Consider the following 23,953-nt stretch of genomic DNA (forward strand, 5'->3'; position numbering starts at 1 on the left):
GGCCTGCGCGACGCTCTCGCGGACCGAGGCGGCGAAGCGCGCGGCCGTCGCCGAGGCGCCGAGGCTTCGCAGCACGAGGGTCAGCGGCGCGCGCAGCCGAGGCGGCTCGGCCAGGATGCGCCAGGCGACGCCGTCGATGCCGAGGCGGCGCATCGAGGCGGGCACGATCGACACGCCGATCCCGGCGGCCACGAGGCTCAGCGTCGCGGTGAGCCGCGGCGCCTCCTGGACGATCGCGGGCGAGAACCCGGCCTCGCGGCAGGCGGCGAGGATCGCGTCGTGCAGGCCGGGGGCAGTGCGGCGGCGGTAGACCAGGAAGGGTTCCGCGGCCAGAGCCGCGAGCGGCAGGGCGCGCACCGCGCTTTCGGCTTCATCCGGCGCGGCGAGGCGGTGCCCTTCGGGCAGCGCGGCCACCATCGGCTCCTCGAGCAGCGCTTCGGCGCGAAGGCCGGGCACCGGGGCGACGGGCGAGCGCACGAAGGCGGCATCGATGCCGCCGGCGCGCACCGCCTCGACGAGCTCGACCGTCCCGGCTTCGTCGAGCGTCACCTCCACCGCGGGGAAGGCCTCGCGGAAGCGGCGGAGGGCCGCGGGCACGAAGGGGTGCATGGAGGCCGAGCTGGTGAACCCCACCGCGAGCCGACCGGCCTCGCCTCGGCCCGCGCGGCGCACCGCGTCCTCTGCGGCCTTCGCCCGGCCGAGCACGGCGCGGGCCTCCTCGAGCAGCACGCGCCCGGCCTCTGTCGGCGCCACGCCGCGCGGCAGGCGCCGCAGCAGCCGGAAGCCGAGCTCCGCCTCCAGCCCCTGCAGTAGCCGCGACAGAGGCGGCTGGCGCATGCCGAGCCGCTCGGCCGCCCGGGTTACGTGACCTTCCTCGACGGTGATGACGAAGGCATGCAGGCGACGGAGATCAATCATCCCATACCCCCTGGGTATGAAGATCGTATCAAAAAGCGCTCGATTGCATGAAGAGTTTGGCGCCTACTGCCGCCATTCGAGAGGAGGGTCGGCGATGCTCAAAGCCCCCGTTCCCGCGCCGGCGGACCCGGCCGCGTTCCTGATCGTCCAGTTCCTCGGCTGGGTAGCGGCCCGCGAGCGCGGCTACGCCGAGACGATGTCGGCGTGGCGCACGTCCTGCCCACGGCTGCAGGTCTGGGAGGAGGCGACCGAAGCCGGCCTCGTGCGCATCGAGTACGCCGAGGGCGCAACCCAGAGCGAGGCGCGCGTGGCGCTGACCGAGGCGGGCCGCGCCGCGCTCGCGGCGTCCTCGGTCGCTCAGTGGCCGGGGGGCCGGTAGTCGCCCGCTGTCGCCTTGGCGCGCTCAAGCGCCGTCTTCGCTTCCTGCGTCGTCAGGAGAAGGGATGTCTCGAACCGAGCGAAGCCGCCGGTCGAGGCAGCGCGAAGCGACAGGGCTGCCGCCGCGACATGGTCGGGCATCTCGACGATGGCGAGGCCGTCATACTCGCCCGCCGTGTAGTAGTAGGAGAGCAGCTTGCCGCCGAAGGCCTGTACGAGGGTGCGCGCCGGCCCCTCGCGATCGACCGGCGCGTTGACGAGGCCCTTCACCGCGTCCGACTTCAGTTGCCAGCGATACATGTAGTGCGGCATCGAATCCTCCCCTTGTCGTTCTTGTGGGACGTCGTTGCGCTTGCCGGGCATCGGCCGCGCAGGATGACATTACGCTTCCGCAAGGGCGCGGGCCATCACGCGGGGGTTGCTTGTCTCATGCCCGGAATGACGGGCTGCGAGGGGTAGGCTAGTTGAGCCGGCGCCGGAGCCTCGCGAGCGCCTCGAGCGCTTCCGCGCTGCCGAGGTCGCGCAACCTTTCCCAGGCGGCGATGGCGGTGCGCGTGTGGCCCGCGCGCTCGGCGAGCACCGCCAATTCCTGCCAGAGCGGGGCTGCGTCGGGGGCGAGGCGGAGCATGTCCTCTGCCGCGGCGATCGCGCCCGCGAGGTCGCCAGCTGCGGCGCGGCGGATGCGGAGGTTGTTCTGCTGGCGAAGCAGAACCTCGCGCCGCGTCATCGGCCTGAGTTGCGCCGGGCCGAGCACCGCTGCGGGGCCGGCAATGCGCGCGAACATCGCGACAAGCTCGTCCTCCTCGCGGATCAATCCCGCGTCGAACACATCGACGGCGACGGCCTCTCCCTCGCCGCCGATGCCGAGCAGGAAATGCGCGGGAAAGTCGATGCCCCAGGCATCGAACCCGGCCGCGGCGGCCGTGTGCAGCCAGACCACCCCGAGCGCCACGGGCAGGCCACGACGCCGCTCGACGACGCGGAGGAGGTTGGCATTCGCCGGGTCGTCATAGGTCGCGGTGTCGCCGGTGTAGCCGTGGCCGCTGACGAGAAGCCCGCGAAGGGCAAGTGCGCGCTCCTCCGCCCCCGTTGCGGCAGAGAGGGTCGCGCCCGCGCGCGCGAGGTCCGCGAGGTGCGATGCCGCCGGCGCGACGTCTGCCTCAGGCAGGTCGATCCGCGCGAAGGCGAGCGCGGCCTCGGCGATGTCGATCTCGCCGTCCGCCAGGCCGCCGAACCGCTCAAGCGCGGCGCGCGCCTCGGCGCGAACCGCCTCTGCGCTCATGGCGGCGGCAACGCCTCGACCGTCACTGGCGCGGCGGCGGAGGAGGGAACCGACGATGCCGGCACCGCGGGCGCATGCGTGGGCGCTGGCCGGGTTGCGGAGGCGACGGCGCGGTTCGCTGGCGGCAGCGGCTCGGAGCGGAGCCGCACGGCGGTCACCACATCGCGGACGCCGGAGGTCGCCTTGGCGTGCGCGACCGCGCGGTCGAGCTCGGCCTGGTCGCGCGCCACGCCGGAGAGGAACACCGTGCCGGCGACCGTATCGATCGCGTAGTTCACGGCGTGGACGTCGGCAGCGAAGGTGAGGTCGGCCCGCAGCCGCATCGTGATCCAGCGGTCGGACGCCATGGTGCCGAGGCTTGGCTCCTCGTCGACGCGGACCAGGTTCTTGACGTCGCGCACGCCCTCGACGCCGCGTGCGAGCGTCTCGGCCCGCTTGGCGGTCTCGCGATAGGTCACGTGGCCGGTGAGCACGACGATGCCGTCATTGATCGAGGTCGAGACCTTGCGGAAGATCGCGGGATCATTGCTGATCCATGCCTCGTTGATGCCGAGCGCGATGGCATTGTCCGAGATGCCGCCGCCGAGCCCGCGGTCCTGCATCGCCATCGTGCCGCCTGTCGCCCCGGCCGTCAGCGCGACGCCGAGCGGCGTGATCAGCGGCGCGCATCCGGGGGCGAGGGCCAGGCAGAGCAGCGGGACGAGGGCTCGGCGCATCTGCCCAGTGTGCGGCTCGCGCACGCGAATTCAAGCGATTGTGCGCGGACCTTGACACGAGGGCACAGCATCGTTGCCGGGACGCCACAGGGCCCGCGCTCAATCGTCCGCGCGTGGCATCATCCGCCCGAGTGGGCGGCCGCCGAAGATGTGCACATGGAAATGCGGCACTTCCTGGTGGCCGTGCACGCCCATGTTGGTCAGCACCCGGTAGCCCGACACCTCGAGCGTCAGGTCCTTCGCCACCTTGGCGACGGCGCGCCAGAACCCCGCGATCGTCTCCGCCGGCGCGGAGGCGGCGAAATCGGCGAGCGAGACGTAGTCGCCCTTCGGGACCACCAGCACATGCACGGGCGCCTGCGGCGAAATGTCATGGAAGGCGAACGCGTGCTCGTCCTCGTAGACTTTTTTCGCCGGGATCTCGCCGCGCAGGATGCGGGCGAAGATGTTGCTCCTGTCGTAGGGAGGAAGGCCGGAAACGGGCATCGTGGAACCTCTGGCGTGGGGCAGGAGGCGCAGTCTGCACCGCCGCGCCGCCCGGCATCCAGAGGCGCTACCAGAGCTTCCTGGTCGTCGGCGCCGGGCCGCGGCGGGCGATGGCGCGGAGCTTGAGCGCCCGGGCCCGCGCCGCCTTCTCCGCGATGCCGCTGATCGCCTCGCGCCGCTCGAGCTCGGCCCACACCTCATCGGGGCGGATGCCGGCATCCACCCACACGACCATGAGGTGGTAGAGCACATCGGCGCTCTCGCCGATCAGCGCGGCGCGGTTGCCGAGCGTGGCCTCGATCACCGCCTCGACCGCCTCCTCGCCGAGCTTCTGCGCAACCTTGGCGGTGCCGCGCGAAAGCAGCCGCGCGGAGTGCGACACCTCCGGGTCGGCGCCGCGCCGCGACATCACCGTCGCCCACAGCCGATCGAGGATCGCCCCGTCGGGGCCTGGCATCGGCGGCGGCACGGGCGCCTGGCCGGAGGGAAGCGGGGCGGCCTTCTTCGCGCCCTTCTTGGGCGGCTTCTTCGCCGGCTTGGGCTGCTTCCCGGCCTTCGGTGCCTTCTTGGGCACCTTCTTGGGAGGTTTCGCCATGGCTCAGGCCGCCTCGCGCATCTGTCGCACGGGCAGCCCGGCGCGGCCGACGGCGCGCTTGGCATCGGCGATGGTGAGCGCGCCGAAATGGAACACCGAGGCGGCGAGAAGCCCGGTCGCGCCGGCCGCGGCGCCTTCGGCGAAATGCTCCGCCGTGCCGACGCCGCCCGAGGCGATGACGGGGATGGAGACGGCCTCGGCCACCGCGCGCGTGAGCGGCAGGTCGAAGCCCGCGCCCGTGCCGTCCCGGTCCATCGAGGTGAGCAGGATCTCGCCCGCGCCGAGATCGGCCACGCGCGCGGCCCACTCAACCGCGTCGATCCCGGTCGGCTTGCGGCCGCCATGGGTGTAGACCTCGAAGCCGCTTCCGTCCTCTCGCCGCCGCGCATCGATCGCAACGACGACGCACTGGCTGCCGCACTTGTCCGCCGCCTCGGCGATCAGGAGCGGGCGGGCGACGGCGGCGGAGTTCACGCTCACCTTGTCCGCGCCGGCGAGCAGCAGGCGCCGGAAATCGGCAACCTCGCGCACGCCCCCGCCGACGGTGAGCGGCATGAACACCTGCTCGGCCGTGCGGGAGACGACGTCGAGGATCGTGCCGCGATTCTCGTGGCTCGCGGTGATGTCGAGGAAGCAGAGCTCGTCTGCCCCCGCGGCGTCGTACACGCGCGCCTGCTCGACGGGGTCGCCCGCGTCACGGAGGTCGACGAAGTTGACGCCCTTGACGACGCGCCCGTCCTTGACGTCGAGGCAGGGAATGATCCGGACGGTCAGCATCGTCGAGTCGCTCGCGCCTCCGAGAACGGCGTTGGGCCGGCTGCTATGCGCCCTCAGTGTGCTGGCCGCAAACGAAAAAACCGTAACGATGGCCTGCCCGCGCGGCCGGTCATCCGGTCGGCACGACAAGTCCGGAATTGATCCGCATCAGGACCGCCTATGCCGCCGCGGCGATCGCCTCGTCCGGTGTGATGCGGCCATCGTAGAGTGCGCGGCCGAGGATCACGCCGGCGATGCCGGCATCGGAGGCGCGTACCGCGCGCACGTCCTCGACCGAGGCAAGGCCGCCGGAAGCGATCACGGGGATGGGAACGGCGCGGGCCATCGCTTCCGTCGCAGCCAGGTTCAGGCCGGCGAGCATGCCGTCGCGGCCAATATCGGTGAAGACGATCGCCGCCGCGCCGGCGTCGCGGTAGCGCGCGGCGAGGTCGAGCGCGGAAAGCGCGCCGGTCTCGGCCCAGCCTTCGGTCGCCACCATGCCCTCGCGCGCGTCGATGCCGAGGACGATCCGGCCGGGGAAGACGCGGCAGGCCTCGCGCGTCAGCGCCGGGTTCTTGGCCGCTGCCGAGCCGAGGATCACGCGCGTCACGCCAGCGGCGAGCCAGGCCTCGATGCCCGCGAGGTCGCGGATGCCCCCGCCGAGCTGCACGGGGAGGCGCACCGCGCCGAGGATCGCGCGCACCGCCTCGCCGTTGCGGCTCTCGCCCGCGAAGGCGCCGTCGAGATCGACAACGTGCAGCCAGCGGAAGCCCGCTGCCTCCCACGCCTTCGCCTGCGCGGCGGGGTCATCGGCATATACCGTTGCCTGGTCCATCTCCCCGCGCTTCAGACGCACGCACTGGCCGCCCTTGAGGTCGATGGCGGGGAAAAGCTCGACGCCCTTCATTTCCCGGGCATCAGGCGCGCGGCTTGCGGGCGGGCTTCGCCTCGAGAAGCTTGTGGTAGAAATGCCCCGCGATCACCCGGCCGTTCACCTGCGCATAGGCCGGATGCGTGCCCCAGCGGACGAAGCCGAGCGATTCGAACAGCGCGATGGCGCCCGTCTGCGTCTCGCGCACGTCGAGGTTCAGCACCTTGTAGCCGAGCGCACGCGCGCCCTCCTCCACGCGGCTGATCAGCAGCCGCGCGAGGCCGAAGCCGCGCGCATAGGGGGCGATGAAGAAGTGCATCATGGTCGCGGCAAAGGCCTGCGCCTCGTTGTTCCGCGGCGGGCGGACGAGCTGCGCGGACCCGACGATCGCACCGTCGAGCTTGGCGACGAAGAGTTCCCGCTCCGGCACGAGCAGCACGCCCTTCCAGTACCGGGCGAGCACGTCACGCGGCTGCGGCTTCACCCAGCCGAACCCACCGCCGTCCATGATCGCGGCGGAGGCGGCCTCGCAGAGCTCGGCCAGCGCCTCGTCCGTCACATCGGTCACCCGCTCGACCGACAGGCTCGGCGCGTGATCCCGAGCCATGACCGGTGCGCGAACGGTCGCGTCCATGCTTCCTCCTCCTCGTCCCCCGCCGTCCGCCACGGGCTTCCGCCTCATGGTGACCAGCGAAGGAAATTGGCCAGGATCCGCAAGCCGACGGCCTGGCTCTTCTCGGGGTGGAACTGCACCCCTGCAACGTTGCCCCGCGCCACGGCCGCCGTGATGGGTCCGCCGTAGTCGGTCGTCGCAATCACATCCTCGATCGCGGCGGCGCGCAGCGCGTAGGAATGGGCAAAATAGACATGGTCTCCTTGACGAAGCCCTTCCAGGAGGGGGTGGGGCGCCCCGCCGGGCCAGGAGAGGGTGTTCCAGCCCATGTGGGGGATGGCGAGGCGCCCCGGGTCTCTGCCCCAGAGCTGATCGAGCCGCATGACGTCTCCGCCGATCCAGCCGAAGCCCTGGTGCACGCCATGCTCAAGCCCGCGATCGGCCAGAAGTTGCATGCCGACGCAGATTCCGAGGAACGGCACGCCGCGCCGCCGCACCGCGTCGGCCAGCACCTCGAGCATGCCGGGCACGTCCGACAGGCCGCCCATGCAGTCGGCGAACGCGCCCTGGCCGGGAAGAACGATGCGCGAGGCCCGCGCGACGGCCGCGGCGTCGGAGGTGACGATGACCTCGGCATCCGCCCCCGCTGCTCGGGCGATGGCCTTCGCAGCAGAGCGCAGGTTGCCGCTGCCATAGTCGATGACCGCCACTGTTGCGGGCATGCGTTCAGGCTGCCTTCACCCAGGCGAGCAGCTCAGGCCGCGCAGTGTAGAGCCGCGCGAGGGCGGCATCCTCCCCACCCTGCGTGGCCACGACGCCGATGGTTTTCCACCCGCGTCGCTTGAGCGTCCACCGCCGCAGGTCGCGCGCGTGAAAGCCGATCAGCAGCTGGCCGACGATCGCGACGGGAAGCGTGATCTGTTGCGGCAGGCCGGCGGTCAGCGAGCCGAAGATCGACCAGAACGCGACGTAGAGCACGAGCACGAGCCACATCCGATTCACCGCGAACCAGGGCGCGGAGAACAGGAAGGCGAGGAAGGAGAACCCCTCGCGCACCAGGAGCGGCGGCGAGATCCCCTTGGCATGCACCGTCCAGACCTTCATGCGCTCAGAGGACCCCCTTGGTGGAGGGGACCGCGCCGCCGGTGCGCGGGTCGGGCGAGGCGGCCTGGCGCAGCGCACGGGCGAGCGCCTTGAAGCAGGCCTCGGCGATGTGGTGGCTGTTCTCGCCTGCCTTCAGCGTCACGTGCAGGGTGATGCCGGCGTTCATGGCGAAGGCGCGGAACCACTCGGCTAAGAGCTCGGTGTCCATCTCGCCGACCTTCTGGGTGGGGAAGGCGACGGACCAGGCGAGGAAGGGCCGGCCGGAGATGTCGATCGCGGCTTCCGCCAGCGCCTCGTCCATCGGCACCAGCGCGGCGCCGTAGCGGGTGATGCCCCGCTTGTCGCCGAGCGCGCGGGCGACGGCCTGGCCGAGAACGATGCCGACGTCCTCCGCCGTGTGATGGGCATCGATGTGCAGGTCGCCCTCTGCCTTCAGCGTGATGTCGATCAGCCCGTGGCGGGCCAGCGCCGTCAGCATGTGGTCGAGGAAGCCGATGCCGGTGGCGATCTCGGCGCGGCCCGAGCCGTCGAGGTCGATGGCGGCCGTGATGCTGGTCTCGCTCGTCGTGCGGGCGATCTCGGCGCGGCGGGAAGCCGTGGGGGCAGGCATGGCGGTCATGCGCGCCTTCTACGCCCTCCGCCCCCGCGCCGGCCACCCCCTTCCTTGCCGCCCGGCGCCGCCCGCGCCATCTAGGGGGCCATGGACGAACAGAGAAGGCCGGGCGACCCCGGCTGGCATGGCACCACCATCCTCTGCGTACGCAAGCATGGTTCGGTGGCGATGGCGGGCGATGGCCAGGTGAGCCTGGGCCAGACCGTCGTGAAGGGCAATGCGCGGAAGGTGCGGCGAATCGGCAACGGCGCCGTGCTCGCGGGCTTCGCCGGCGCGACGGCCGATGCCTTCACGCTGCTCGAGCGGCTCGAGGCGAAGCTCGAGCGGTTCCCCGGACAGCTCGAGCGTGCCTGCGTCGAGCTCGCCAAGGACTGGCGGACCGACCGGTATCTCAGGCGGCTCGAGGCGATGATGGCGGTGTCCGACAAGGGCCGCAGCTTCATCCTCACCGGCAACGGCGACGTGCTGGAGCCAGAGGACGGTGTGATCGGCATCGGCTCGGGCGGCAACTACGCGCTTGCCGCGGCCCGCGCGCTGATCGACCGCCCGGACATGACCGCCGAGCAGGTCGCGCGCCGGGCGATGGCGATCGCGGGCGAGATCTGCGTGTACACGAACGACAGGCTGACGCTGGAAATCATCGAGTGAAGCCGGCGCAAGGATGCCCCTCCCGTTGGTCGGGGCCTGTCGCCCGACCAGCGGGAGGGCGACCCTCATGCCTGGGGGCGTGGGGGAGGGCGCTGCCCTCCCCCACCTCTCTCCTGGAGACTGCTGAATGACAAACCTTTCCCCACGCGAAACGGTCAGCGAGCTCGACCGGTTCATCGTCGGCCAGAACGACGCCAAGCGCGCCGTCGCCATCGCGCTCCGCAACCGCTGGCGCCGCCAGCAGCTGCCCGAGGACCTGCGCGCCGAGGTGCTGCCCAAGAACATCCTCATGATCGGCCCCACAGGCTGCGGCAAGACCGAGATCGCCCGACGCCTCGCACGGCTCGCACAGGCGCCGTTCCTGAAGGTCGAGGCGACGAAGTACACCGAGGTCGGCTACGTGGGCCGCGACGTCGAAAGCATGATCCGCGACCTCGTCGAAGTCGCGATGACGATGACGCGCGAGCGGCTCCGCAAGGATGTCGCCGCCAAGGCCGAGCTCGCAGCGGAGGAACGCCTCGTCACCGCGCTCGTCGGCGAGGGCGCCTCGGCAGAGACGCGCATGAAGTTCCGCCGCCTGCTGCGCGAGGAGCGCATCGAGGACAAGGAGGTGGAGGTGCAGGTGACCGAGCCGCCGCCCGGCCTGCCCATCGGGCAGATGGACATCCCCGGCATGCCGCCGAACCAGATGGGCAACATCGGCGAGATGATGTCGAAGATGTTCGGCGGCCGCACACGCCCGCGGCGGATGACGGTTGCCGAGGCCCGCGGCGTCCTGCAGCAGGACGAGAGCGACCGTCTGCTCGATGCCGAGCGGGTGAAGAACGACGCCATCGCATCCGTCGAGAACCAGGGCATCGTCTTCATCGACGAGATCGACAAGGTGTGCGCGCGCTCCGAAGGCGGCTTCAAGGGTGCGGACGTGTCGCGCGAGGGCGTGCAGCGCGACCTCCTGCCGCTGATCGAGGGCACGACGGTCGCCACCAAGCACGGCCCGGTGAAGACCGACCATGTGCTCTTCATCGCCTCCGGCGCGTTCCATCTCGCCAAGCCGTCCGACCTCCTGCCCGAGCTCCAGGGGCGGCTGCCGATCCGCGTCGAGCTGAAGCCGCTGTCGCGCGACGACCTCAAGCGCATCCTCGTCGAGCCGGAGGCCTCGCTGCTCAAGCAGTACCGCGCGCTGATCGGCACCGAGGGGGTGGAGCTCATCTTCACCGAGGACGCGATCGACGCGCTGGCCGACCTCGCCGCCGACATCAACGAGCGGGTGGAGAACATCGGCGCGCGGCGGCTGCACACGGTGCTCGAGAAGCTCCTCGAGGAGATCAGCTACTCCGCGGCCGACCGGCCCGGCGAGACGATGACCGTGGATGCGGAGTACGTGAAGACCCGCGTCGCCCCGCTCGCCGCCAACGCCGACCTCTCGCGGTTTATCCTGTAGGGCAGCATGGGCGCGACCGAGCGATTCCGACCGATCCGAACGTGCTCGCGGTGACACGGCTCACTTGATCTTTGCCGCCCGCCTGCCTGGAATGCCAGCGGCGGGGGAAGGGGATCGGGGTGAGCTACAACCAGTCAATGCCGCGATCGCTCGCATCGGCGATCGTCAAGGTGGTGAGCGACGACGCCGAATGCCGGCGCTTCATCCCCGAGGTCTCGCCCTACGCGATCGGGCAGAACGCCGCCGGCTCGCTCCGCAACCTCACCAACATGACGGCCGAGGGGATCAACTACGTCGCCTCGCAGATCGCGATGAACATCGGCCTGCGAGGCGCCAAGGAGAACCTCGAGAAGAGCAAGGAGTACTGGGAGAAGCAGGGCTACGACCAGGCCTGCACCAACATCGCCGACGTGACCGAGCGGGCGATCAAAGCCGGCATCACCCAGGGGCGATACCACCCTGAGTGACCAACGCCTGGCACGCCAGCCGCAGCCCGACGCCCGAGAACAACGTCTACGCCCATCACAGCGCGACCGCGGTGAAGGTGCAGGACGGCAAGACCTACGTGTTCGACTGGCACGGCACGCTGTCGCTGCGCAACCCGCTGATCAGCCGCAGCCTGGCCGAGTGGAAACGCGGCAACGACAGGTTTCGCGTGCTCTACAGCGTGTTCCAGGGCTGGGGCTGAGGAGAGCCGCCCAGGATCACACCGGTCGCGATCGCGGCTTCGAGTGACGTGCGGCAGAGCCCCGCGAACTCGGCGATGAACTGCCAGCCCATCGCCGCCGTGTTGGCCGCAAGCAGCGCCCTGCCGCCGCCCCCACTGCAGACGCGGAGCAGCGCGGCGCCGGTCGCGCTGGCCGGAACGCGGGCGAAGAAGCCCGGCCCGAACGACAGCGTGTCACGGCCCGGCGTGAACCCGTAGATCGTCTCGAAGCCGAGATACCCTGCCGGCCAGCAGAGGATGCGGCCGCCCCTGTCGTTGCAGCCGATCCAGATCGGCGTTCCGGCACCGTCCGGCCGGTCGTCGAAGAGAGGTGCGGCCGGCGCGGGCATCTCATGGGCATCGTACATCGGAGCATTCCTTCCCTTTCTGCCTTGTGCGGAACGTCGTCAGGGGTGGGGCGGGAAGCACGCGCCTCCCGCCCCTTCCGTCAGGCGAACGGGTCGATGCCGCCACCGAAATTGTAGTCTCCGGCCGCACCGCCGCCGAGCACGCCGACCTCGACGTCGAAGATCGAGCCGTCGTCGATCGCATTCCCGAGCGCGATGCCGTTCACGCCGACGAACTTCGCGATGAAGTCCCATCCCGCGTCGGCCGTGTTCGCCGCGAGCCAGGCGCTGCCTCCATCGAGGAACACCAGGAGGTTGTCCTCGGCGGCGCCCGGGGCGAGGAAGCCGGAGCCGAAGGAGAGCTTGTCGTCGGCCAGGCTGAACCCGTAGACGGTGTCGAGGCCGAGATCGCCGTCCTTCCACTGCACGACATCGGCGCCGGACCCGACATTCACGATGTCGTCGCCCGCCCCGCCGCGCAGCGTGTCGTCGCCGGCGCCGCCGAGCACGCTGTCATTGCCCGACCCGCCATTCATCACGTCGTTGCCGTCATTGCCCTCCATGTAGTCGTTGCCGGAACCGCCCTCCATCGCGTCGTTCCCGGCCTCGCCCTTCATCGTGTCGTTGCCGGAATTGCCCTTCAGCGTGTCGTTGCCCGAGCCGGCGAACATCACGTCGTTCCCCGCGCCGCCATCGGCATAGTCGTTGCCGGAGCCGGTCTCGATGCGGTTGTTGATGCTGTCGCCAAACACGGTGTCCGCGCCCGTGCCGGTGCGGATGTTCTCGATGCTGTCGAGGATGTCGTTGCCCAGGCCCCCGGCAGAGATCTTCAGCCCGAGATTGATCTGCACGCCGGCTGCCGAATAGAACACTCCCGTGTCGATGCCTGAGCCACCGTTCATCGTGTCGTTCCCGGCATCGGCGTGCAGCTCGTCATTGCCGGTGCCGCCCCAGAGTGTGTCGTTGCCGTCGCCACCCTTGAGCACGTCGTCACCGTTGTTGCCGTAGAGCGTGTCGTTGCCGTTGCCGCCGCTGACCTCGTCGCTGCCGTCATCGCCGTAGAGCGTGTCGTTGCCGTCGCCCCCGAGGAGATGATCGTTGCCCTCGCGGCCCCTGATGTAGTCGTTGCCGCCAAGGCCCTGCAGCAGGTTCGCGCCCGCATCGCCATAGATCTGATCGTCGTACTTTGACCCGATCGCGTTCTCGATGCTGATCAGCCCGTCGGGCTGGACAAACACGCCGGGCGTCAGGATGCGGTGCGCAGTCCCGGCCTGGAGATCAACCTTCACGCCCAGGCTGAGTCCATAGGGGTATCCCGGAGCAAGCTCGCCGAGGGTCGTTCGCCCCACCTGGCTGTAGTCGACCGTGTCGCTACCGGCACCGCCGTTGAAGATGTCGGCGTGCGTGGTGCTGATGCCGAGGTTCAGCACGTAGTCCTTTGCCGCGACGATCGTGTCGTCGCCGCCGCCTGCCAGGACATGGTCCCAGAGGATCGTGTCGTTGAGCGTCTCGCCCGCAGCGGTGCCGTTCACAGGGTTGATCTCCTGCTGGCCGAGGCCGCTGGAGTCGGGCTTCGCGCGCGCGACGCCGGAGTTGCCCTTGAGGCCGTTGAACGTCTTATCCATTATAGTCTCTCCTCACTCATGTTTCATTTGTTTCTGATGACTGTAACAACAACGACATCTTTGTGTCGTCCGTTACAGACCAATAGCCTTCGCCGAGCGATTTTTGCTTTGCGATGACTTGCGATCGTTAAGTCACCACGCCCCCGGAACGGAACCCGCACGGCCGCATTCCCCCTTTGCGGCTTTCCCCACATCGGCTGTGCGCCACGTCACGCTCGCCCTCGATGCCTGATTGGGACGACCTGAGGATCCTGCTCGCGGTCTCGCGCGGCCCGAGGTCGGGGCAGATGCCGCGTTCGCGCGAACCGGCGCAGCGACGATGCGCGGCGGGTATTGCGGACTCAGCGATGACCTAGATCACGGATGCGGGACCGCCGTGTGCGGCGTGCATCGGCGCGCTCGTTGCCGTCCACCATGGTTCGGCGGACATGCAAAAGGGGTGTGGCAGGAGGCGCGAGCCCCCCACCACACCCTGTCGTGCCAGCTCGTCGGTTCAGGCGAACGGGTCGATGCCGCCGCCGAAATTGTAGTCACCGGCGGCGCCGCCGCCGAGCTCGCCGACCTGCGTCGGGAACAGCGATCCGTCGTCGATCGCGTTGCCGAGCGCGATGCCGTTCACGTCCATGAACCGCGCGATGAACTCCCATCCCGCGTCGGCGGTGTTGGCCGCGAGATAGGCGTTGTCGCCGTCGAGGAAGACGAGGAGGTTGTCCTCGGCGGTGCCCGAGGCGAGGAAGCCGGAGCCGAACGAGATCTTGTCGTCCGCCAGGCTGAACCCGTAGATCGTGTCCAGCCCGTTGTCGCCGTCCTTCCACTCCACGATGTCGGCGCCGGTCCCGACATAGATGACGTCGTCGCCCGCGCCGCCGCGCACCTTGTCATTGCCCGCGCCGGCATGGATCACGTCGTTGCCCGACCCGCCGTGGATGGTGTCGTTGCCGTCGTTGCCCTCGAGATGGTCGGCACCTGAGCCGCCATCGATCGTGTCGTTGCCGGTGCCGCCCTTGACCGTGTCGTTGCCGGAGTTGCCGAGCAGCATGTCATTGCCAGACCCGCCATCCACATAGTCGTTGCCGGACCCGGCATCGACATAGTCGTTGGCCGCGCCCGTCTCGATGCGGTTGGCGACGTTGTTGCCGAACACCGTGTCCGCCCCGCCGCCTGTGGTGACGTTCTCAATCGAGGCGAGGATGTCATTGCCGAGCGCGCCGCCGGCGATGCCCAGGCCCAGGTTGACCTGCACGTCGCCATTGGTCGCGAACACGGCCGTGTCGGTGCCCGACCCGCCGTCGAGCGTGTCGTTGCCGGCCGAGGCATGCAGCATGTCGTTGCCGTCATTGCCATACATGGTGTCGTTGCCCGACCCACCGTCGACCGTGTCGTTGCCGTCATTGCCCCAGAGCGTGTCGTTGCCCTGGTCGCCGAAGACGTAGTCGTTGCCGGTGCCACCCCAGATCTGGTCGGTGCCGTCACCGCCGAAGAGATAGTCGTTGCCGCCGCGGCCGAAGATCATGTCATCGCCGTCGCCGCCCCAGAGCTTGTTGGAGCCGTCGTCGCCACGCAGCGTGTCGTGGCCGGGTGAGCCGATGACGTTCTCGATGCTGATCAGGATGTCGGGCGTGACGAGCGAGCCGCCGGCCCATTTCCGGTGCGCGCTGCCGACCGCGAGATCGACGTCGACGCCGAGGGCGAAGATGCCGCTCTGCCATTCCCACGCCCCGTTGGCGTAGGAAACGGTGTCCTCGCCGGCCCCGCCGTCGAAGATGTCGGCGTTCGGGTCCTCGAGGAACATCGTGCCGTTGGCGACGATGGTGTCGTTGCCAGCGCCCGCGATCACATGCGTCCAGCCCAGCGTGTCGTCGAGGACGTTGTTGCCCGAGGTGCCGTTGACGACGGTGAGGGCGCCGGTGCCGTTGCTGTTCGGCTTGGGGAAGACAGACATGGGAATTTCCTTCCGTATGTTTCAGTTGTTTCACTGGCCTGATACAAAAGAAACAGGATTGTTTCATCTGTTGCATGCCGCTTCACTTCACCAGGAGCGTTCTATGCTTGGTGAAGACATGCGTTGTTTCGTTCAAAACGACCTCGGAAAGGAACCCGCACGCCTGCATGCTCCCATTGCGCGTTTGCCGCTGTAGTGTGTGCGGCATGTCACGCGCGCCCGAGCCGTCCGATCTCGACTGGGATGACCTGAAGGTCCTCCTCGCCGTCGCGCGCTCGGGCTCGCTGAACGCGGCATCGCAGACGCTCGGGATGGACCAGGCAACCGTCTCGCGCCGCCTTGCCGCGCTCGAGGCCGCGCTCGGCGCCATCCTGTTCGTGCGGGGGCGGCAGGGGCTCTCGCCGACGGGCGCGGGCGAGGCGGCGATCGCCCGCGCCGTCGAGATCGAAGGGCGCGCGTTGCAGCTCTACGAGGAGGTTGCGAACGCGAACCAGGAGGTCGCCGGCCTCGTGCGCATCATCGGCAATGCCTGGACCATGACCCGGCTCGCCGAGCGCGCGCTGCCAGGCCTGCTCGCCCGCCACCCGCGCCTCGACATCCGAACGATCGGCGGGTCGGTGCCGCGCAGCATCGCGCAAGGCGAGGCCGCGCTCGCGCTCTGGTTCGAGATCCCGGCCAACGACACCGCCTTCGCCATCCGGCTCGGCGAAGTGCCCTATGCGATCTACGCCAAGCCGGGCCTCGACCCAGACACGCTCGGCTGGGTGTCGTTCTGGGACGACATGGCGCCGCGCCGCGCGCCCTCCCGCTGGATCGAGAAGACGCGCAAGGCAGGCGAGGGGCTTCGACTGACCGCGACCGACAGTTCCGTGCTGCGCGCGGGCATCAAGGCCGGCATCGGCAAGGGGCTGCTTCCCATGTGCCTCGCCGAGGGCGATGCCGAGCTCGCGCGCGTGACGGAGGGCCCGCCCGATCTCGTGCGCATGCTGCACGTGCATGCGCACCCCGACACGCTCGGCACCGCGCGGGTGCAGGCGGTTCTCACCTGCCTGCACGAGAGCTTCGCCGCGACCTTCCTGCCGCCCGGATTCGTGACCGCCGCGCAATAAGGCTGAAACCGGCCGAGCGCATCGTGTAGCCTGACACCAGCGCAGCGAGGAGCCGGAGCGATGCGCCTGAGCCAGGATGAGATCGATCTGATGCGGGCGAGCTTCCGCCAGGTCGCCACGGCCCCCGCCGTGGCTGCGACGCTGTTCTATGATCGCCTGTTCGCGATCGCCCCCGAGGCGCGCCCGATGTTTCCGCCCGACATGGAGGCGCAGGGCGCGAAGCTGATCTCGACGCTCGGCATCGTCGTGTCGCAGCTGCACGACATGGCCGGAATGCAGCCCGTTCTCGCGGCGCTGGCGAAACGCCATGTCGGCTACGGCGTCCGGCCCGAGCACTACGCACTGCTTGCCGGGCCGCTCGAATGGATGCTCGCCCGTTCGCTTGGAGAGCGCTACACGCCCGAGCTCGCCGCGGTGTGGAGGAAGTCCTTCGCCGGGCTGACGGAGGCGATGATCACCGCGGCCTACCCAGCCGAGGGAAGCGACCGCGCCTCGGCCTGAGATCGCCGCGGCAACATCCGCCACAGAAGCCCGTCGCGCAGCACGAAGTGGTGCCAGAGCGCCGCCGCGACATGCACGGCGATCAGTGCGAGGAGAAGGTTCGCCGCTGTCTCGTGCACCTCTCCCCAGAGGCGCCCGCCCGGAATGGCGAAGGGCGGCTCGAGCGTCGCCGAGCCGAAGAGCACGCTCACACCGGGTCCCCGCGCCCACCGATCAGCGAGGCCGGAGAGCGGCACGACGAGCATGATCGCATAGACGGCGAGATGCATGCCCCGCGCGGCGAGCCCCATCAGCCCCGGTCCCACGTCGGGGCGTGGATTGGCCGCGCGCCAGAGGAGCCGTGCGAGCACCGCCGCGACCACGGCGAGGCCGAGCGTCGCGTGCAGGTCGAGGCCCGCCGCGCGGGAAGCGCCGCGCGGCAGGTCCTCCATGGTTGCGCCAAGGATCCAGGCCCCGGCGATCACGACCGCCGTGCCCCAGTGCAGCGCCTGGCTGACGCCGCCGTAGCGTTCCGTCGTATCGCCGATGGCCATAGGAGCCTCCCCGATCAGCGCCGCTGCTGCTGGACCAGCGCGCCCGACTGCGCATCGACCAGAAGCTTCACCCGGCCGCCGGAGGCATCCAGCGCGTCGATCTCCCACAGGCCGCGCTCCCACTCCACCTCGTGCACGCCGCGGAAACCTGCCTGCTCGGCGATGCGGATCGCATCCGCCGCGCCGACGCGCGCATCGAGCACGGCCTGGTTCCGATCGGCACGCTCGCGGTCGAGCCGCTCGCTGCGGCCATCGCGATCAGTCGCGCTCCGCTCTGCGCGCGGGCCGTCACCGGTCGGCACCTGGGTCTGCGCCATCACGGGCGCGGCGAGAAGCAGGGCGGAGAGGCCGGCAGCACCAAGGGCCTTGGTAGGGGTCATCGGTTGGTTCTCCTCGTTCGCGGCACGCCACCACGGCGCGCCGCATCGACGGGGCGGAGACTGCACCGGCACACCTGAACCGGCGCTGAGCCGGCCGTTCAGCCACCGTTCAGCGAGGCCGTGGCAGGCTCGCGCGATGCCTCTTCCGCGCCGCCTCCTCGCCTTCGGGGCCCTGTTCGCCGCAGCGTCTCCCGCCGCCGCGCAGCCGCGGCGCGAGCGTGACCACGAGCGGGCGCGGGCAGCGCTCGAGAACGGTGAGATCCGCCCGCTGTCTGCGCTTCTCGCCGAGATCGAGGCGCGCTACGACGGCCGGGTGATCGAGACCGAGCTCGAACGCGATGACGGGCGCTGGATCTACGAGTTCAAGCTGCTGCCTCCCTCCGGCCGCATCTTCGAGCTCGAGGTCGATGCCGCGACCGGTGCGGTGATCGAGACGAAGGGCCCCGTGCGGCTGCGGGCGCGCTGATGCGCATCCTCGTCGTCGAGGACAACGACGCGCTCGCCGGGCAGCTCGAGGCCGCGCTCACAGAGGCGCATTTCACGACCGACCGCGCCGGCGACGGCGAGGAGGGCCACCATCTCGGCGATACCGAGCCCTATGACGCCGTGGTGCTCGATCTCGGCCTGCCGCTGCTCGACGGGCTGTCGGTCCTGAAGCGCTGGCGCGAAGCGGGGCGCACGATGCCTGTGCTCGTGCTCACCGCCCGGGATGGGTGGACCGAGAAGGTCGCAGGGCTGAACGCGGGGGCGGACGACTATCTGGCGAAGCCCTTCGCGATGGGCGAGCTGATCGCGCGGCTGCACGCCCTGATCCGCCGCGCGCATGGGCTCGCGCGACCCGAGATCGTGCTCGGGCGCCTGCGCATCGACACGGCCTCCGCGCGGGTCACGCTCGATGACCAGCCCGTGCGGCTCACCGCGCTCGAGTTCCGGCTCCTCTCCTTCCTCGCCCACCACGCCGGCGCCGTGGTCTCGAAGACGGAATTGACGGAGCATCTCTACGGGCAGGATTTCGACCGCGACAGCAACACGCTCGAGGTCATCGTCGGGCGGCTGAGGCGCAAGCTCGGCGAGGGCACGATCGAGACGGTGCGCGGCCGGGGCTACCGCATCGCGGGGGACTGACCGCCGCGATGCGCTCGCTCACCCTCCGCCTCGCGCTCCTCTCTTCCCTCTGGCTCACCCTCGGCCTCGGCGCGGCGGCCTGGTTCGTGACGCGGACGATGGCAGGAAGCGTGGAGGCGACGTTCGATGCGCGGCTCGTCGGGCTGCTCGATGCCGCGGTCGCGGGAACGGCGGTCGGCGAGGGCGGTGCGCCGGCGATGGCACGCCCGCCGGAGCTCGCCGCGCTCGAGCAGCCCTTCTCCGGCGCCTACTGGCAGATCACCGGGGCGGGTGGCCGCACCGCCACCTCCCGCTCCCTGTGGGACGAGCGCCTCGCCACGGCCCCGCTGCCGCCAGAGGGCGTAAGGGTGCGCGACGTGCCGGGGCCCCGCGACACGGCCCTCAGGCTCGCCGAGCGCGTCGTCGTTCCTGCAGGGAGCGACATGCCGCTCACCGTCTCCGTGGCGCTCGACCGCGCGCCGCTCGATGCCGAGACGCGGCGGCTCGCCCGCATCGTCGCCTCGCTCTTCGTCGTGCTCGGCCTCGGCCTTGCCGCTGCGCTGATCGCGCAGCTTCTCGCGGGTCTCGCGCCGTTGCGGCGCGCGCGCCGGGCGCTTGCGCGCGTGCGCGAGGGGAAGGCCGAACGCCTCGGCCTCGATGCGCCGAGCGAGATCGCCCCGCTGGTGAGCGAGATCGACGCGCTGATCGCCGCAAACCGCGCGACGGTCGAACGCGCGCGCGCCCATCTCGGCAATCTCGCGCATGCGCTGAAGACGCCCATTGCCGTGCTGCGCAACGCCCTCGACGCGGCGAGCCCTGATGTCGCGACGGCGCGGGCGGAAGCGGCACGGCTCGAGCGGCTCGTTCAGCACCATCTCGCCCGCGCCCGGGCAGCGGCAGCGGGGGCGGAGACCGCCCGCGCGGCCGTGCCGCTCCGCGAGGCAGCGGACGAGGTCGCCTCCGCCCTGCGCCGGCTGTTTCCCGATCGATCTGTCAGCGTATCGGGCGGAGAGGGGGTGCGCGCGCGGATCGACCGGCAGGATCTTGCCGAGCTTCTCGGCAATCTCGTCGAGAACGCGTGCAAATGGGCGCGCGGGCGCGTCTCCGTCACGCTCGCGCGCGGCGCGCCTGGCGAGGTCGTCGTCACGGTCGAGGATGACGGCCCGGGCCTCACGCCGGTGGAGGCAGAGGCTGCGATCGCGCGCGGCGTGCGGCTCGACGAGGCGGAGCCTGGAACGGGCCTTGGGCTCGCCATCGTCGCCGACCTCGCCGCGCTGCATGGCGGGGCGCTGTCGCTCGGGCGCTCGCCCCTCGGCGGGCTCGCCGCGCGGCTCAGCCTGCGGGGCGTCTGACGCCCATCGCGTCGAGCCGCCCCATCGCCGCCGCGCCGAGGATGGGGCCGATGGCGAGCGCGGCGAGCGCGAACGGCCAGCCGGCGAGGCCGGCGAACCAGGGAAGCAGCTGCACGGTGAGCGCGGAGAGGGCGAAGCCGAGCGCGGTCTGCAGCGCCATCAGGCTGCCCGCGCTCTCCGCCGGCGCGTTGTCGGCGACGAGGCTGGAGAACTGCGCCGAGTCGGCAACGATGGAGCTTCCCCAGACGACGAGCAGCGCCGCGACGATGACAGGCGCGCCGCCGAAGCCGATGGCCGAGGCGAGGCCCGCTGCGGCGGAGATCACCATCGCGCCACCGGCGATGCGGGCGCGGCCGATCCGGTCGGCGAACCATCCCGCCGGCACGCAGGCCAGCCCGCCGAGCGTGATGGCGGCGAAGGCGACGGCTGCGCCGAACGCACGCGGGTTCGCCACCACCGCACCCGAGGACGCCGCGGCGATGGCGGCCACCCAGGCCCAGAACGCATAGAGCTCCCACATGTGGCCGAAATAGCCGGCGAAGGCGAGGCGGATGCGACGGTCGCTCCACGCGAGCCCAAGCACGCCGAGGCGGAGCCTCGCCGCGCGGCGGTGGAACGGGCCGAGGCCAACGCCGAACACGAGCGCGGCGGCGAGAAGCGCCAAGGCCGAGGTCGCGACGATGGTCGCGCGCCAGTCGGGCCCGCCTGTCAGCACGACGAGATGCGGCAGGCCCGAGCCGAGCGTGACGGCGCCCACGAGGAAGCCGGTGATCAGCCCGCGCCGCGCTTCGCTCCACCCCACGGCGATCTTGAGCCCGACGGGATAGACGCCGGCGAGCCCCGCGCCGACGATAAAGCGCGAGGCGAGCGCGGCCCACCCTTCCGGGTGAAGAACGAGCAGCCCAGCATTCGCGCCGGCGGCGACGACGGCGGATGCGGCGAACACGACGCGCGGATCGCGTCGGTCGGGCAATCCTGTGGCGGCAAGCGAAAGCGCGCCGGCGACGAAGCCGAGCTGTGTCGCCGTCGTCAGCCCAGCGAGCGCGGCAAGCGTCGTGCCGTGCTCTGCGGCGAGGCCCGGCATCACCGCTGCGGCCGAGAACCAGAGCGAGAGGGCGAGAACGACGGCGACGACGAGAAGCGTGACCGCCCGCGCCATGCCGCCGACCCTCACGCGCCGAGATCGATTTCGGAAAGGATCTGTTCGAGGATGAACCGGTCGCGCCGCCCTTCCGCGCCGGACAGCGCCGCGTCGAGCGCGGGCGCATCGGTTGCCTCGACGATGAGGAACCAATCGGGCGGGCGGTCGAGCGTCGTGCGGCCCGCCTTCTCGCGCGTGACGACCCCCGAGGCCGGCATGTCGGTGCGGCAGAGATGCGCGGCGACGATGCGCGGGGCCTGCAGCAGGCGATGCAGGAGCGCATCCGCCGGCCGCGCGTCGAGCCGAAGCGTCTCGATCCACCCTCCCGTGCCGTGACCGGTCCCTGCGGCGACATGGGCGAGCGCGCGCACGGTGTTGCGGAAGTTCGGGATGTTCGCCTGCGTCGCTTCCGTCGGCGCGTTCAGCCGCGCGGTGTAGTCATGCCCCGTCAGCACGTCGAGCGAGGCGACCTCGTAGATGGTGAAGAAGCGCTGCGCGGAATCGGGCGAGACCGCGCGGCGGCCACGGCGGAAGCCGGGGATGGCCACGCGCTCGGGCATGTGCTCGGCGATGTGCCAGGCATGGAACGCGGCAAGTCCTTCCGGCACCACATCGTTCCAGATCGCGACGACCGCTTCGCCCTGCCTCATGCCGCATCCTCCCCGCGCTGGCGCGTCGCCTCGCCTGGCGTGATGCCGAAAGCGGCACGGAAGGCCGCGCCGAAGGCAGGCGCCGAGGCGTAGCCAACCTTCGCCGCCACCGCTCCGGGCGACATCCCTTCCGCGAGCAGGGCAGCCGCGCGCGTCAGGCGTGCCTCGCGCCGCCAGCGTGCGAGCCCCATGCCTGTCTCTGCCGTGAAGTGGCGGTGCAGCGTGCGTTCGGAGGCGCCGGCGAAGGCAGCAAGTGCCGCGCCGTCGCGCGCGTCGGCCGGGTCTGCGAGCAGGGCGTTGGCGAGCTTCAGCGCGCGCGGGTCGCGCGGTGCGGCGAGGCCGAGCGGCAGGGCGCGGGCGCGGGCAATCTCGTCGGTCGCGAGCGCGGCAATGTGCCGGCCGCGACCGCGCTCGTCCCACTCGGTTCCTTCCTCGCAAGCGGCGAGGATGAGCGCGCGGAGGAGCTCGGACACGGCGATCACCGCTGGCGCGGGTGGGCCGGCGGCGGCGGCGTCCTCGCGCAGGAACAGCGCGCGCATCGCCACCGCGCCATCCATCGTCACCGCATGCGGCAGGTGCGCGGGGATCCAGAGCGCGCGGCCAGGCGGCACGACATAGAGCGTCGCGTCGGTCGCCACCCTCATCGTTCCGCGCGTCGCGTAGAGAAGCTGTGCGCGCGGGTGGTTGTGCCGCCCGGTGGCAAGCCCGTCGGGGTAGTCGAACGCGTAGCCCGTGAGCGGCCGCGACGCCGTCTCGTGCTCGAGCACCTCCTGCCGAGCAGGACGCCCCACCCTCTCGGGTACCCGCTTCAGCGCGCCGGCAGCGCCGCCTTCGGCGCGCGAGGCGCGACGCGGCGAACCCGCGTGTCCGAAATGGAACATTCTTCGTCCGGACGTCGCCATTCGGACAGGATAGGATGCGCCGGCTCACGAGGAAACGCCCATGCATCCGGCCACGCGCACCATCGCCTTCGTCAACGCGCTGCACACGCTCACCCACTACGCGCTGCTCATCCTGCCCACCGCCGTGCTCGGCATGGCGGGCGATCTCGGCGGGCTCGACTACGGCATGATCGTCGCGCTCGGCACGGCGATGTTCGCGATCTACGGCTTCGGCTCGCTTCCCGTCGGCTGGCTGGCGGACCGGTACGGCCAGGCGCAGATGCTTGCGGCGAACTACATCGGCGGCGGGCTTGCGCTGGTCGCCTGCGGGCTTGCCGTCACCCCAATCACCTTCGCCGTGGCGCTCGCCCTCGCCGGCGCCTTCTTCGCGATCTACCACCCCGTCGGCACGGCCATGCTTGTCGAGGCGGCGGGCGAGAGGGTCGGCCGCGCGATCGGGCTGAACGGGGTGTTCGGCAATCTCGGCGTCTCGCTCGCCCCGCTTCTCACCGCCTTCCTCACCGCCTGGTTCGGCTGGCGCATCGCGTTCATCGCACCCGGCCTCGTCTGTGCAGCGATCGGGCTGTTCTACGTGTTCGGCCCGAAGGGCGACGCAAGCGCGACGAAGCGGCCCCAGGCCGTGTTCCCCGACATCCCGCGCTCGGTCGCGATCTGTGCCTTCATCGTGCTCACGCTGATCGCGGTGACGAACGGGCTGATGTTCAACGCCGTCACCATCCTGCTGCCCAAGCTTCTCGACGAGCGCCTCGCGGGCGAGGCGGGAGCGCTCGGGCTGATCGGGCTCGTCGCCTTCGGCGTCTCTATCTGCGGCGCGGTCACGCAGTTCTCCGTCGGCCGGCTGGCCGATCGCGTCAGCCTGCGCGCGCTGTTCCTCGGGCTCGCCGCGCTACAGCTTCCGCTGATCCTCGCCGTGATCGGCGCCAAGGCGTGGATGACCGTGCCGTTCGCCGGGCTCCTGATCGCCTCGGTGTTCGGACAGGTGACGGTGAACGACGCGATGCTTGCCCGCACCGTGCCGCCGGCGCTGCGCTCCAAGGCCTATGCGGTGCGCTTCTTCGTCGGCTTCATCGGCGCGGCCGCAGCGGCGCCGCTCGTCGGCATCCTGCATGCCGAGACGGGCGACATGCAGGCCGTGCTGTGGGTGCTTGCCGCGACGGGAGCGCTGACGGCGGCCTTCGCGACCGCGTTTCCGAAGCTCACCACCTCCGCCGCGCCGCGCCCGGCACCCGCCGAGTAGCGC

32 protein-coding genes are annotated in these 23,953 nt (G+C 70.7%); 12 read left to right on the forward strand and 20 right to left on the reverse strand.

Features of this window, described 5'->3' with window-relative positions; translation table 11 throughout:
• Window positions 1–918, reverse strand: a 918-nt coding sequence (locus tag FIF60_RS15800; protein WP_144187061.1) for a LysR family transcriptional regulator, incomplete at its 3' end; no start/stop codon positions are given.
• Window positions 919–1,012: 94 nt separating this feature from the next.
• On the opposite strand from FIF60_RS15800, the gene FIF60_RS15805 reads away from it, so the two are divergent.
• Window positions 1,013–1,297, forward strand: a complete 285-nt coding sequence (locus tag FIF60_RS15805; RefSeq protein ID WP_144187062.1) for a hypothetical protein — start codon at window positions 1,013–1,015, stop codon at window positions 1,295–1,297.
• Here FIF60_RS15805 and FIF60_RS15810 read toward each other — a convergent pair.
• The 11 genes from FIF60_RS15810 to hisB form a co-directional block, all read right to left on the reverse strand.
• A complete protein-coding gene (locus tag FIF60_RS15810; RefSeq protein ID WP_158639252.1) occupies window positions 1,276–1,608 on the reverse strand; it encodes a GYD domain-containing protein in 333 nt (110 codons plus the stop codon). The two genes, FIF60_RS15805 and FIF60_RS15810, sit on opposite strands and share 22 nt — an antisense overlap.
• Before the next feature lie 148 nt (window positions 1,609–1,756).
• Window positions 1,757–2,578, reverse strand: a complete 822-nt coding sequence (locus tag FIF60_RS15815) for a SirB1 family protein (protein ID WP_144187064.1) — start codon at window positions 2,576–2,578, stop codon at window positions 1,757–1,759.
• Window positions 2,575–3,294 (reverse strand): BON domain-containing protein, encoded by a 720-nt coding sequence (locus tag FIF60_RS15820; protein ID WP_158639253.1) that lies wholly within the window; start codon window positions 3,292–3,294, stop codon window positions 2,575–2,577. The genes FIF60_RS15815 and FIF60_RS15820 overlap by 4 nt, the downstream gene beginning before the upstream one ends.
• A gap of 99 nt (window positions 3,295–3,393) precedes the next feature.
• Window positions 3,394–3,780: a histidine triad nucleotide-binding protein gene (locus FIF60_RS15825; protein WP_144187066.1), complete on the reverse strand. Its 387-nt coding sequence runs from the start codon at window positions 3,778–3,780 to the stop codon at window positions 3,394–3,396.
• A 67-nt stretch (window positions 3,781–3,847) separates the two neighbouring features.
• Complete coding sequence (locus tag FIF60_RS15830; RefSeq protein WP_144187067.1) at window positions 3,848–4,375, reverse strand: phosphoribosyl-ATP diphosphatase; 528 nt, start codon at window positions 4,373–4,375, stop codon at window positions 3,848–3,850.
• 3 nt (window positions 4,376–4,378) lie between these two features.
• Window positions 4,379–5,152: an imidazole glycerol phosphate synthase subunit HisF gene (hisF, locus tag FIF60_RS15835; protein WP_144187068.1), complete on the reverse strand. Its 774-nt coding sequence runs from the start codon at window positions 5,150–5,152 to the stop codon at window positions 4,379–4,381.
• A 157-nt stretch (window positions 5,153–5,309) separates the two neighbouring features.
• A complete protein-coding gene (hisA, locus tag FIF60_RS15840) occupies window positions 5,310–6,038 on the reverse strand; it encodes a 1-(5-phosphoribosyl)-5-[(5-phosphoribosylamino)methylideneamino]imidazole-4-carboxamide isomerase (protein WP_144187069.1) in 729 nt (242 codons plus the stop codon).
• A 10-nt stretch (window positions 6,039–6,048) separates the two neighbouring features.
• The gene (locus FIF60_RS15845) at window positions 6,049–6,636 is read right to left on the reverse strand and encodes a GNAT family N-acetyltransferase (protein WP_239451660.1); all 588 of its coding nucleotides are present in this window, start codon (window positions 6,634–6,636) and stop codon (window positions 6,049–6,051) included.
• A 44-nt stretch (window positions 6,637–6,680) separates the two neighbouring features.
• On the reverse strand, window positions 6,681–7,337 hold the full coding sequence (gene hisH / locus FIF60_RS15850) for an imidazole glycerol phosphate synthase subunit HisH (protein ID WP_144187070.1): 657 nt from the start codon (window positions 7,335–7,337) through the stop codon (window positions 6,681–6,683).
• A gap of 4 nt (window positions 7,338–7,341) precedes the next feature.
• A complete protein-coding gene (locus FIF60_RS15855; RefSeq protein ID WP_144187071.1) occupies window positions 7,342–7,719 on the reverse strand; it encodes a DUF2628 domain-containing protein in 378 nt (125 codons plus the stop codon).
• A gap of 4 nt (window positions 7,720–7,723) precedes the next feature.
• Window positions 7,724–8,329 carry an imidazoleglycerol-phosphate dehydratase HisB gene (gene hisB, locus FIF60_RS15860; protein WP_239451661.1) on the reverse strand — a complete coding sequence of 202 codons (606 nt, stop codon included), beginning with the start codon at window positions 8,327–8,329 and terminating at the stop codon, window positions 7,724–7,726.
• A 90-nt stretch (window positions 8,330–8,419) separates the two neighbouring features.
• Here hisB and hslV point away from each other — a divergent pair, with 90 nt between their 5' ends.
• The 4 genes from hslV to FIF60_RS15880 all read left to right on the forward strand — a co-directional run bounded on the left by hslV (window position 8,420) and on the right by FIF60_RS15880 (window position 11,109).
• On the forward strand, window positions 8,420–8,980 hold the full coding sequence (gene hslV, locus FIF60_RS15865) for an ATP-dependent protease subunit HslV (RefSeq protein ID WP_144187073.1): 561 nt from the start codon (window positions 8,420–8,422) through the stop codon (window positions 8,978–8,980).
• 127 nt (window positions 8,981–9,107) lie between these two features.
• A complete protein-coding gene (gene hslU, locus FIF60_RS15870) occupies window positions 9,108–10,421 on the forward strand; it encodes an ATP-dependent protease ATPase subunit HslU (RefSeq protein WP_144187074.1) in 1,314 nt (437 codons plus the stop codon).
• A 119-nt stretch (window positions 10,422–10,540) separates the two neighbouring features.
• On the forward strand, window positions 10,541–10,888 hold the full coding sequence (locus tag FIF60_RS15875) for a hypothetical protein (RefSeq protein WP_144187075.1): 348 nt from the start codon (window positions 10,541–10,543) through the stop codon (window positions 10,886–10,888).
• Entirely contained in the window at window positions 10,885–11,109 is a 225-nt protein-coding gene (locus tag FIF60_RS15880) for a hypothetical protein (RefSeq protein ID WP_144187076.1), read from the forward strand. Before FIF60_RS15875 ends, FIF60_RS15880 begins: the two co-directional genes overlap by 4 nt.
• Here FIF60_RS15880 and FIF60_RS15885 read toward each other — a convergent pair.
• The 3 genes from FIF60_RS15885 to FIF60_RS15895 all read right to left on the reverse strand — a co-directional run bounded on the left by FIF60_RS15885 (window position 11,082) and on the right by FIF60_RS15895 (window position 15,041).
• Window positions 11,082–11,495 carry a hypothetical protein gene (locus tag FIF60_RS15885; protein WP_144187077.1) on the reverse strand — a complete coding sequence of 138 codons (414 nt, stop codon included), beginning with the start codon at window positions 11,493–11,495 and terminating at the stop codon, window positions 11,082–11,084. The two genes, FIF60_RS15880 and FIF60_RS15885, sit on opposite strands and share 28 nt — an antisense overlap.
• Before the next feature lie 80 nt (window positions 11,496–11,575).
• Window positions 11,576–13,099, reverse strand: a complete 1,524-nt coding sequence (locus tag FIF60_RS15890) for a calcium-binding protein (protein WP_144187078.1) — start codon at window positions 13,097–13,099, stop codon at window positions 11,576–11,578.
• Window positions 13,100–13,592: 493 nt separating this feature from the next.
• A complete protein-coding gene (locus tag FIF60_RS15895; RefSeq protein ID WP_144187079.1) occupies window positions 13,593–15,041 on the reverse strand; it encodes a calcium-binding protein in 1,449 nt (482 codons plus the stop codon).
• On the opposite strand from FIF60_RS15895, the gene FIF60_RS21680 reads away from it, so the two are divergent.
• Genes FIF60_RS21680 through FIF60_RS15905 form a run of 3 tightly spaced genes read left to right on the forward strand, consistent with a single transcriptional unit; the run spans window position 15,040 to window position 16,651 of the window.
• Window positions 15,040–15,237: a hypothetical protein gene (locus tag FIF60_RS21680; RefSeq protein ID WP_158639254.1), complete on the forward strand. Its 198-nt coding sequence runs from the start codon at window positions 15,040–15,042 to the stop codon at window positions 15,235–15,237. The two genes, FIF60_RS15895 and FIF60_RS21680, sit on opposite strands and share 2 nt — an antisense overlap.
• Before the next feature lie 10 nt (window positions 15,238–15,247).
• Complete coding sequence (locus tag FIF60_RS15900; protein WP_158639255.1) at window positions 15,248–16,150, forward strand: LysR family transcriptional regulator; 903 nt, start codon at window positions 15,248–15,250, stop codon at window positions 16,148–16,150.
• A 60-nt stretch (window positions 16,151–16,210) separates the two neighbouring features.
• Entirely contained in the window at window positions 16,211–16,651 is a 441-nt protein-coding gene (locus FIF60_RS15905) for a globin domain-containing protein (RefSeq protein WP_144187081.1), read from the forward strand.
• On the opposite strand, the gene FIF60_RS15910 is transcribed toward FIF60_RS15905, so the two are convergent.
• A complete protein-coding gene (locus tag FIF60_RS15910) occupies window positions 16,615–17,184 on the reverse strand; it encodes a cytochrome b (RefSeq protein ID WP_144187082.1) in 570 nt (189 codons plus the stop codon). The genes FIF60_RS15905 and FIF60_RS15910 overlap by 37 nt on opposite strands.
• A 14-nt stretch (window positions 17,185–17,198) precedes the next feature.
• Window positions 17,199–17,564, reverse strand: a complete 366-nt coding sequence (locus tag FIF60_RS15915) for a PepSY domain-containing protein (RefSeq protein ID WP_144187083.1) — start codon at window positions 17,562–17,564, stop codon at window positions 17,199–17,201.
• 136 nt (window positions 17,565–17,700) lie between these two features.
• Here FIF60_RS15915 and FIF60_RS15920 point away from each other — a divergent pair, with 136 nt between their 5' ends.
• From FIF60_RS15920 to FIF60_RS15930, 3 genes are read left to right on the forward strand one after another with little or no spacing between them, the layout of a single operon-like run.
• A complete protein-coding gene (locus FIF60_RS15920; protein ID WP_144187084.1) occupies window positions 17,701–18,030 on the forward strand; it encodes a PepSY domain-containing protein in 330 nt (109 codons plus the stop codon).
• Window positions 18,030–18,689, forward strand: coding sequence for a response regulator transcription factor (locus FIF60_RS15925; protein WP_144187085.1), 660 nt, complete (start codon window positions 18,030–18,032; stop codon window positions 18,687–18,689). The genes FIF60_RS15920 and FIF60_RS15925 overlap by 1 nt, the downstream gene beginning before the upstream one ends.
• An 8-nt stretch (window positions 18,690–18,697) precedes the next feature.
• Entirely contained in the window at window positions 18,698–20,020 is a 1,323-nt protein-coding gene (locus FIF60_RS15930; protein ID WP_144187086.1) for a sensor histidine kinase, read from the forward strand.
• On the opposite strand, the gene FIF60_RS15935 is transcribed toward FIF60_RS15930, so the two are convergent.
• From FIF60_RS15935 to FIF60_RS15945, 3 genes are read right to left on the reverse strand one after another with little or no spacing between them, the layout of a single operon-like run.
• Complete coding sequence (locus FIF60_RS15935) at window positions 20,001–21,179, reverse strand: MFS transporter (protein WP_144187087.1); 1,179 nt, start codon at window positions 21,177–21,179, stop codon at window positions 20,001–20,003. The genes FIF60_RS15930 and FIF60_RS15935 overlap by 20 nt on opposite strands.
• Window positions 21,180–21,190: 11 nt before the next feature.
• On the reverse strand, window positions 21,191–21,811 hold the full coding sequence (locus FIF60_RS15940; RefSeq protein ID WP_144187088.1) for a hypothetical protein: 621 nt from the start codon (window positions 21,809–21,811) through the stop codon (window positions 21,191–21,193).
• Window positions 21,808–22,692 carry a helix-turn-helix domain-containing protein gene (locus FIF60_RS15945; protein ID WP_144187089.1) on the reverse strand — a complete coding sequence of 295 codons (885 nt, stop codon included), beginning with the start codon at window positions 22,690–22,692 and terminating at the stop codon, window positions 21,808–21,810. The genes FIF60_RS15940 and FIF60_RS15945 overlap by 4 nt, the downstream gene beginning before the upstream one ends.
• A 61-nt stretch (window positions 22,693–22,753) precedes the next feature.
• On the opposite strand from FIF60_RS15945, the gene FIF60_RS15950 reads away from it, so the two are divergent.
• A complete protein-coding gene (locus tag FIF60_RS15950; RefSeq protein WP_144187090.1) occupies window positions 22,754–23,950 on the forward strand; it encodes an MFS transporter in 1,197 nt (398 codons plus the stop codon).
• Window positions 23,951–23,953: the final 3 nt, after the last annotated feature.

The organism is Elioraea rosea (assembly GCF_007644105.1).
Classification (GTDB): Bacteria; Pseudomonadota; Alphaproteobacteria; order Acetobacterales; family Acetobacteraceae; genus Elioraea_A; species Elioraea_A rosea.

Coding starts and splice junctions, on each gene's coding strand:
- FIF60_RS15895 (WP_144187079.1), bottom strand. CDS start 15,041: ATGTCTGTCTTCCCCAAGCCGAACAGCAACGGCACCGGCGCCCTCACC.
- FIF60_RS15890 (WP_144187078.1), bottom strand. CDS start 13,099: ATGGATAAGACGTTCAACGGCCTCAAGGGCAACTCCGGCGTCGCGCGC.
- FIF60_RS15815 (WP_144187064.1), bottom strand. CDS start 2,578: ATGAGCGCAGAGGCGGTTCGCGCCGAGGCGCGCGCCGCGCTTGAGCGG.
- FIF60_RS15935 (WP_144187087.1), bottom strand. CDS start 21,179: ATGGCGCGGGCGGTCACGCTTCTCGTCGTCGCCGTCGTTCTCGCCCTC.
- hisH (WP_144187070.1), bottom strand. CDS start 7,337: ATGCCCGCAACAGTGGCGGTCATCGACTATGGCAGCGGCAACCTGCGC.
- FIF60_RS15945 (WP_144187089.1), bottom strand. CDS start 22,692: ATGTTCCATTTCGGACACGCGGGTTCGCCGCGTCGCGCCTCGCGCGCC.
- FIF60_RS15920 (WP_144187084.1), top strand. CDS start 17,701: ATGCCTCTTCCGCGCCGCCTCCTCGCCTTCGGGGCCCTGTTCGCCGCA.
- hisF (WP_144187068.1), bottom strand. CDS start 5,152: ATGCTGACCGTCCGGATCATTCCCTGCCTCGACGTCAAGGACGGGCGC.
- FIF60_RS15805 (WP_144187062.1), top strand. CDS start 1,013: ATGCTCAAAGCCCCCGTTCCCGCGCCGGCGGACCCGGCCGCGTTCCTG.
- FIF60_RS15855 (WP_144187071.1), bottom strand. CDS start 7,719: ATGAAGGTCTGGACGGTGCATGCCAAGGGGATCTCGCCGCCGCTCCTG.
- hslU (WP_144187074.1), top strand. CDS start 9,108: ATGACAAACCTTTCCCCACGCGAAACGGTCAGCGAGCTCGACCGGTTC.
- hisB (WP_239451661.1), bottom strand. CDS start 8,329: ATGCCTGCCCCCACGGCTTCCCGCCGCGCCGAGATCGCCCGCACGACG.
- FIF60_RS15825 (WP_144187066.1), bottom strand. CDS start 3,780: ATGCCCGTTTCCGGCCTTCCTCCCTACGACAGGAGCAACATCTTCGCC.
- FIF60_RS15900 (WP_158639255.1), top strand. CDS start 15,248: ATGTCACGCGCGCCCGAGCCGTCCGATCTCGACTGGGATGACCTGAAG.
- FIF60_RS15950 (WP_144187090.1), top strand. CDS start 22,754: ATGCATCCGGCCACGCGCACCATCGCCTTCGTCAACGCGCTGCACACG.
- hslV (WP_144187073.1), top strand. CDS start 8,420: ATGGACGAACAGAGAAGGCCGGGCGACCCCGGCTGGCATGGCACCACC.
- hisA (WP_144187069.1), bottom strand. CDS start 6,038: ATGAAGGGCGTCGAGCTTTTCCCCGCCATCGACCTCAAGGGCGGCCAG.
- FIF60_RS15930 (WP_144187086.1), top strand. CDS start 18,698: ATGCGCTCGCTCACCCTCCGCCTCGCGCTCCTCTCTTCCCTCTGGCTC.
- FIF60_RS21680 (WP_158639254.1), top strand. CDS start 15,040: ATGGGAATTTCCTTCCGTATGTTTCAGTTGTTTCACTGGCCTGATACA.
- FIF60_RS15845 (WP_239451660.1), bottom strand. CDS start 6,636: ATGGACGCGACCGTTCGCGCACCGGTCATGGCTCGGGATCACGCGCCG.
- FIF60_RS15905 (WP_144187081.1), top strand. CDS start 16,211: ATGCGCCTGAGCCAGGATGAGATCGATCTGATGCGGGCGAGCTTCCGC.
- FIF60_RS15915 (WP_144187083.1), bottom strand. CDS start 17,564: ATGACCCCTACCAAGGCCCTTGGTGCTGCCGGCCTCTCCGCCCTGCTT.
- FIF60_RS15820 (WP_158639253.1), bottom strand. CDS start 3,294: ATGCGCCGAGCCCTCGTCCCGCTGCTCTGCCTGGCCCTCGCCCCCGGA.
- FIF60_RS15885 (WP_144187077.1), bottom strand. CDS start 11,495: ATGTACGATGCCCATGAGATGCCCGCGCCGGCCGCACCTCTCTTCGAC.
- FIF60_RS15940 (WP_144187088.1), bottom strand. CDS start 21,811: ATGAGGCAGGGCGAAGCGGTCGTCGCGATCTGGAACGATGTGGTGCCG.
- FIF60_RS15830 (WP_144187067.1), bottom strand. CDS start 4,375: ATGGCGAAACCTCCCAAGAAGGTGCCCAAGAAGGCACCGAAGGCCGGG.
- FIF60_RS15810 (WP_158639252.1), bottom strand. CDS start 1,608: ATGCCGCACTACATGTATCGCTGGCAACTGAAGTCGGACGCGGTGAAG.
- FIF60_RS15910 (WP_144187082.1), bottom strand. CDS start 17,184: ATGGCCATCGGCGATACGACGGAACGCTACGGCGGCGTCAGCCAGGCG.
- FIF60_RS15925 (WP_144187085.1), top strand. CDS start 18,030: ATGCGCATCCTCGTCGTCGAGGACAACGACGCGCTCGCCGGGCAGCTC.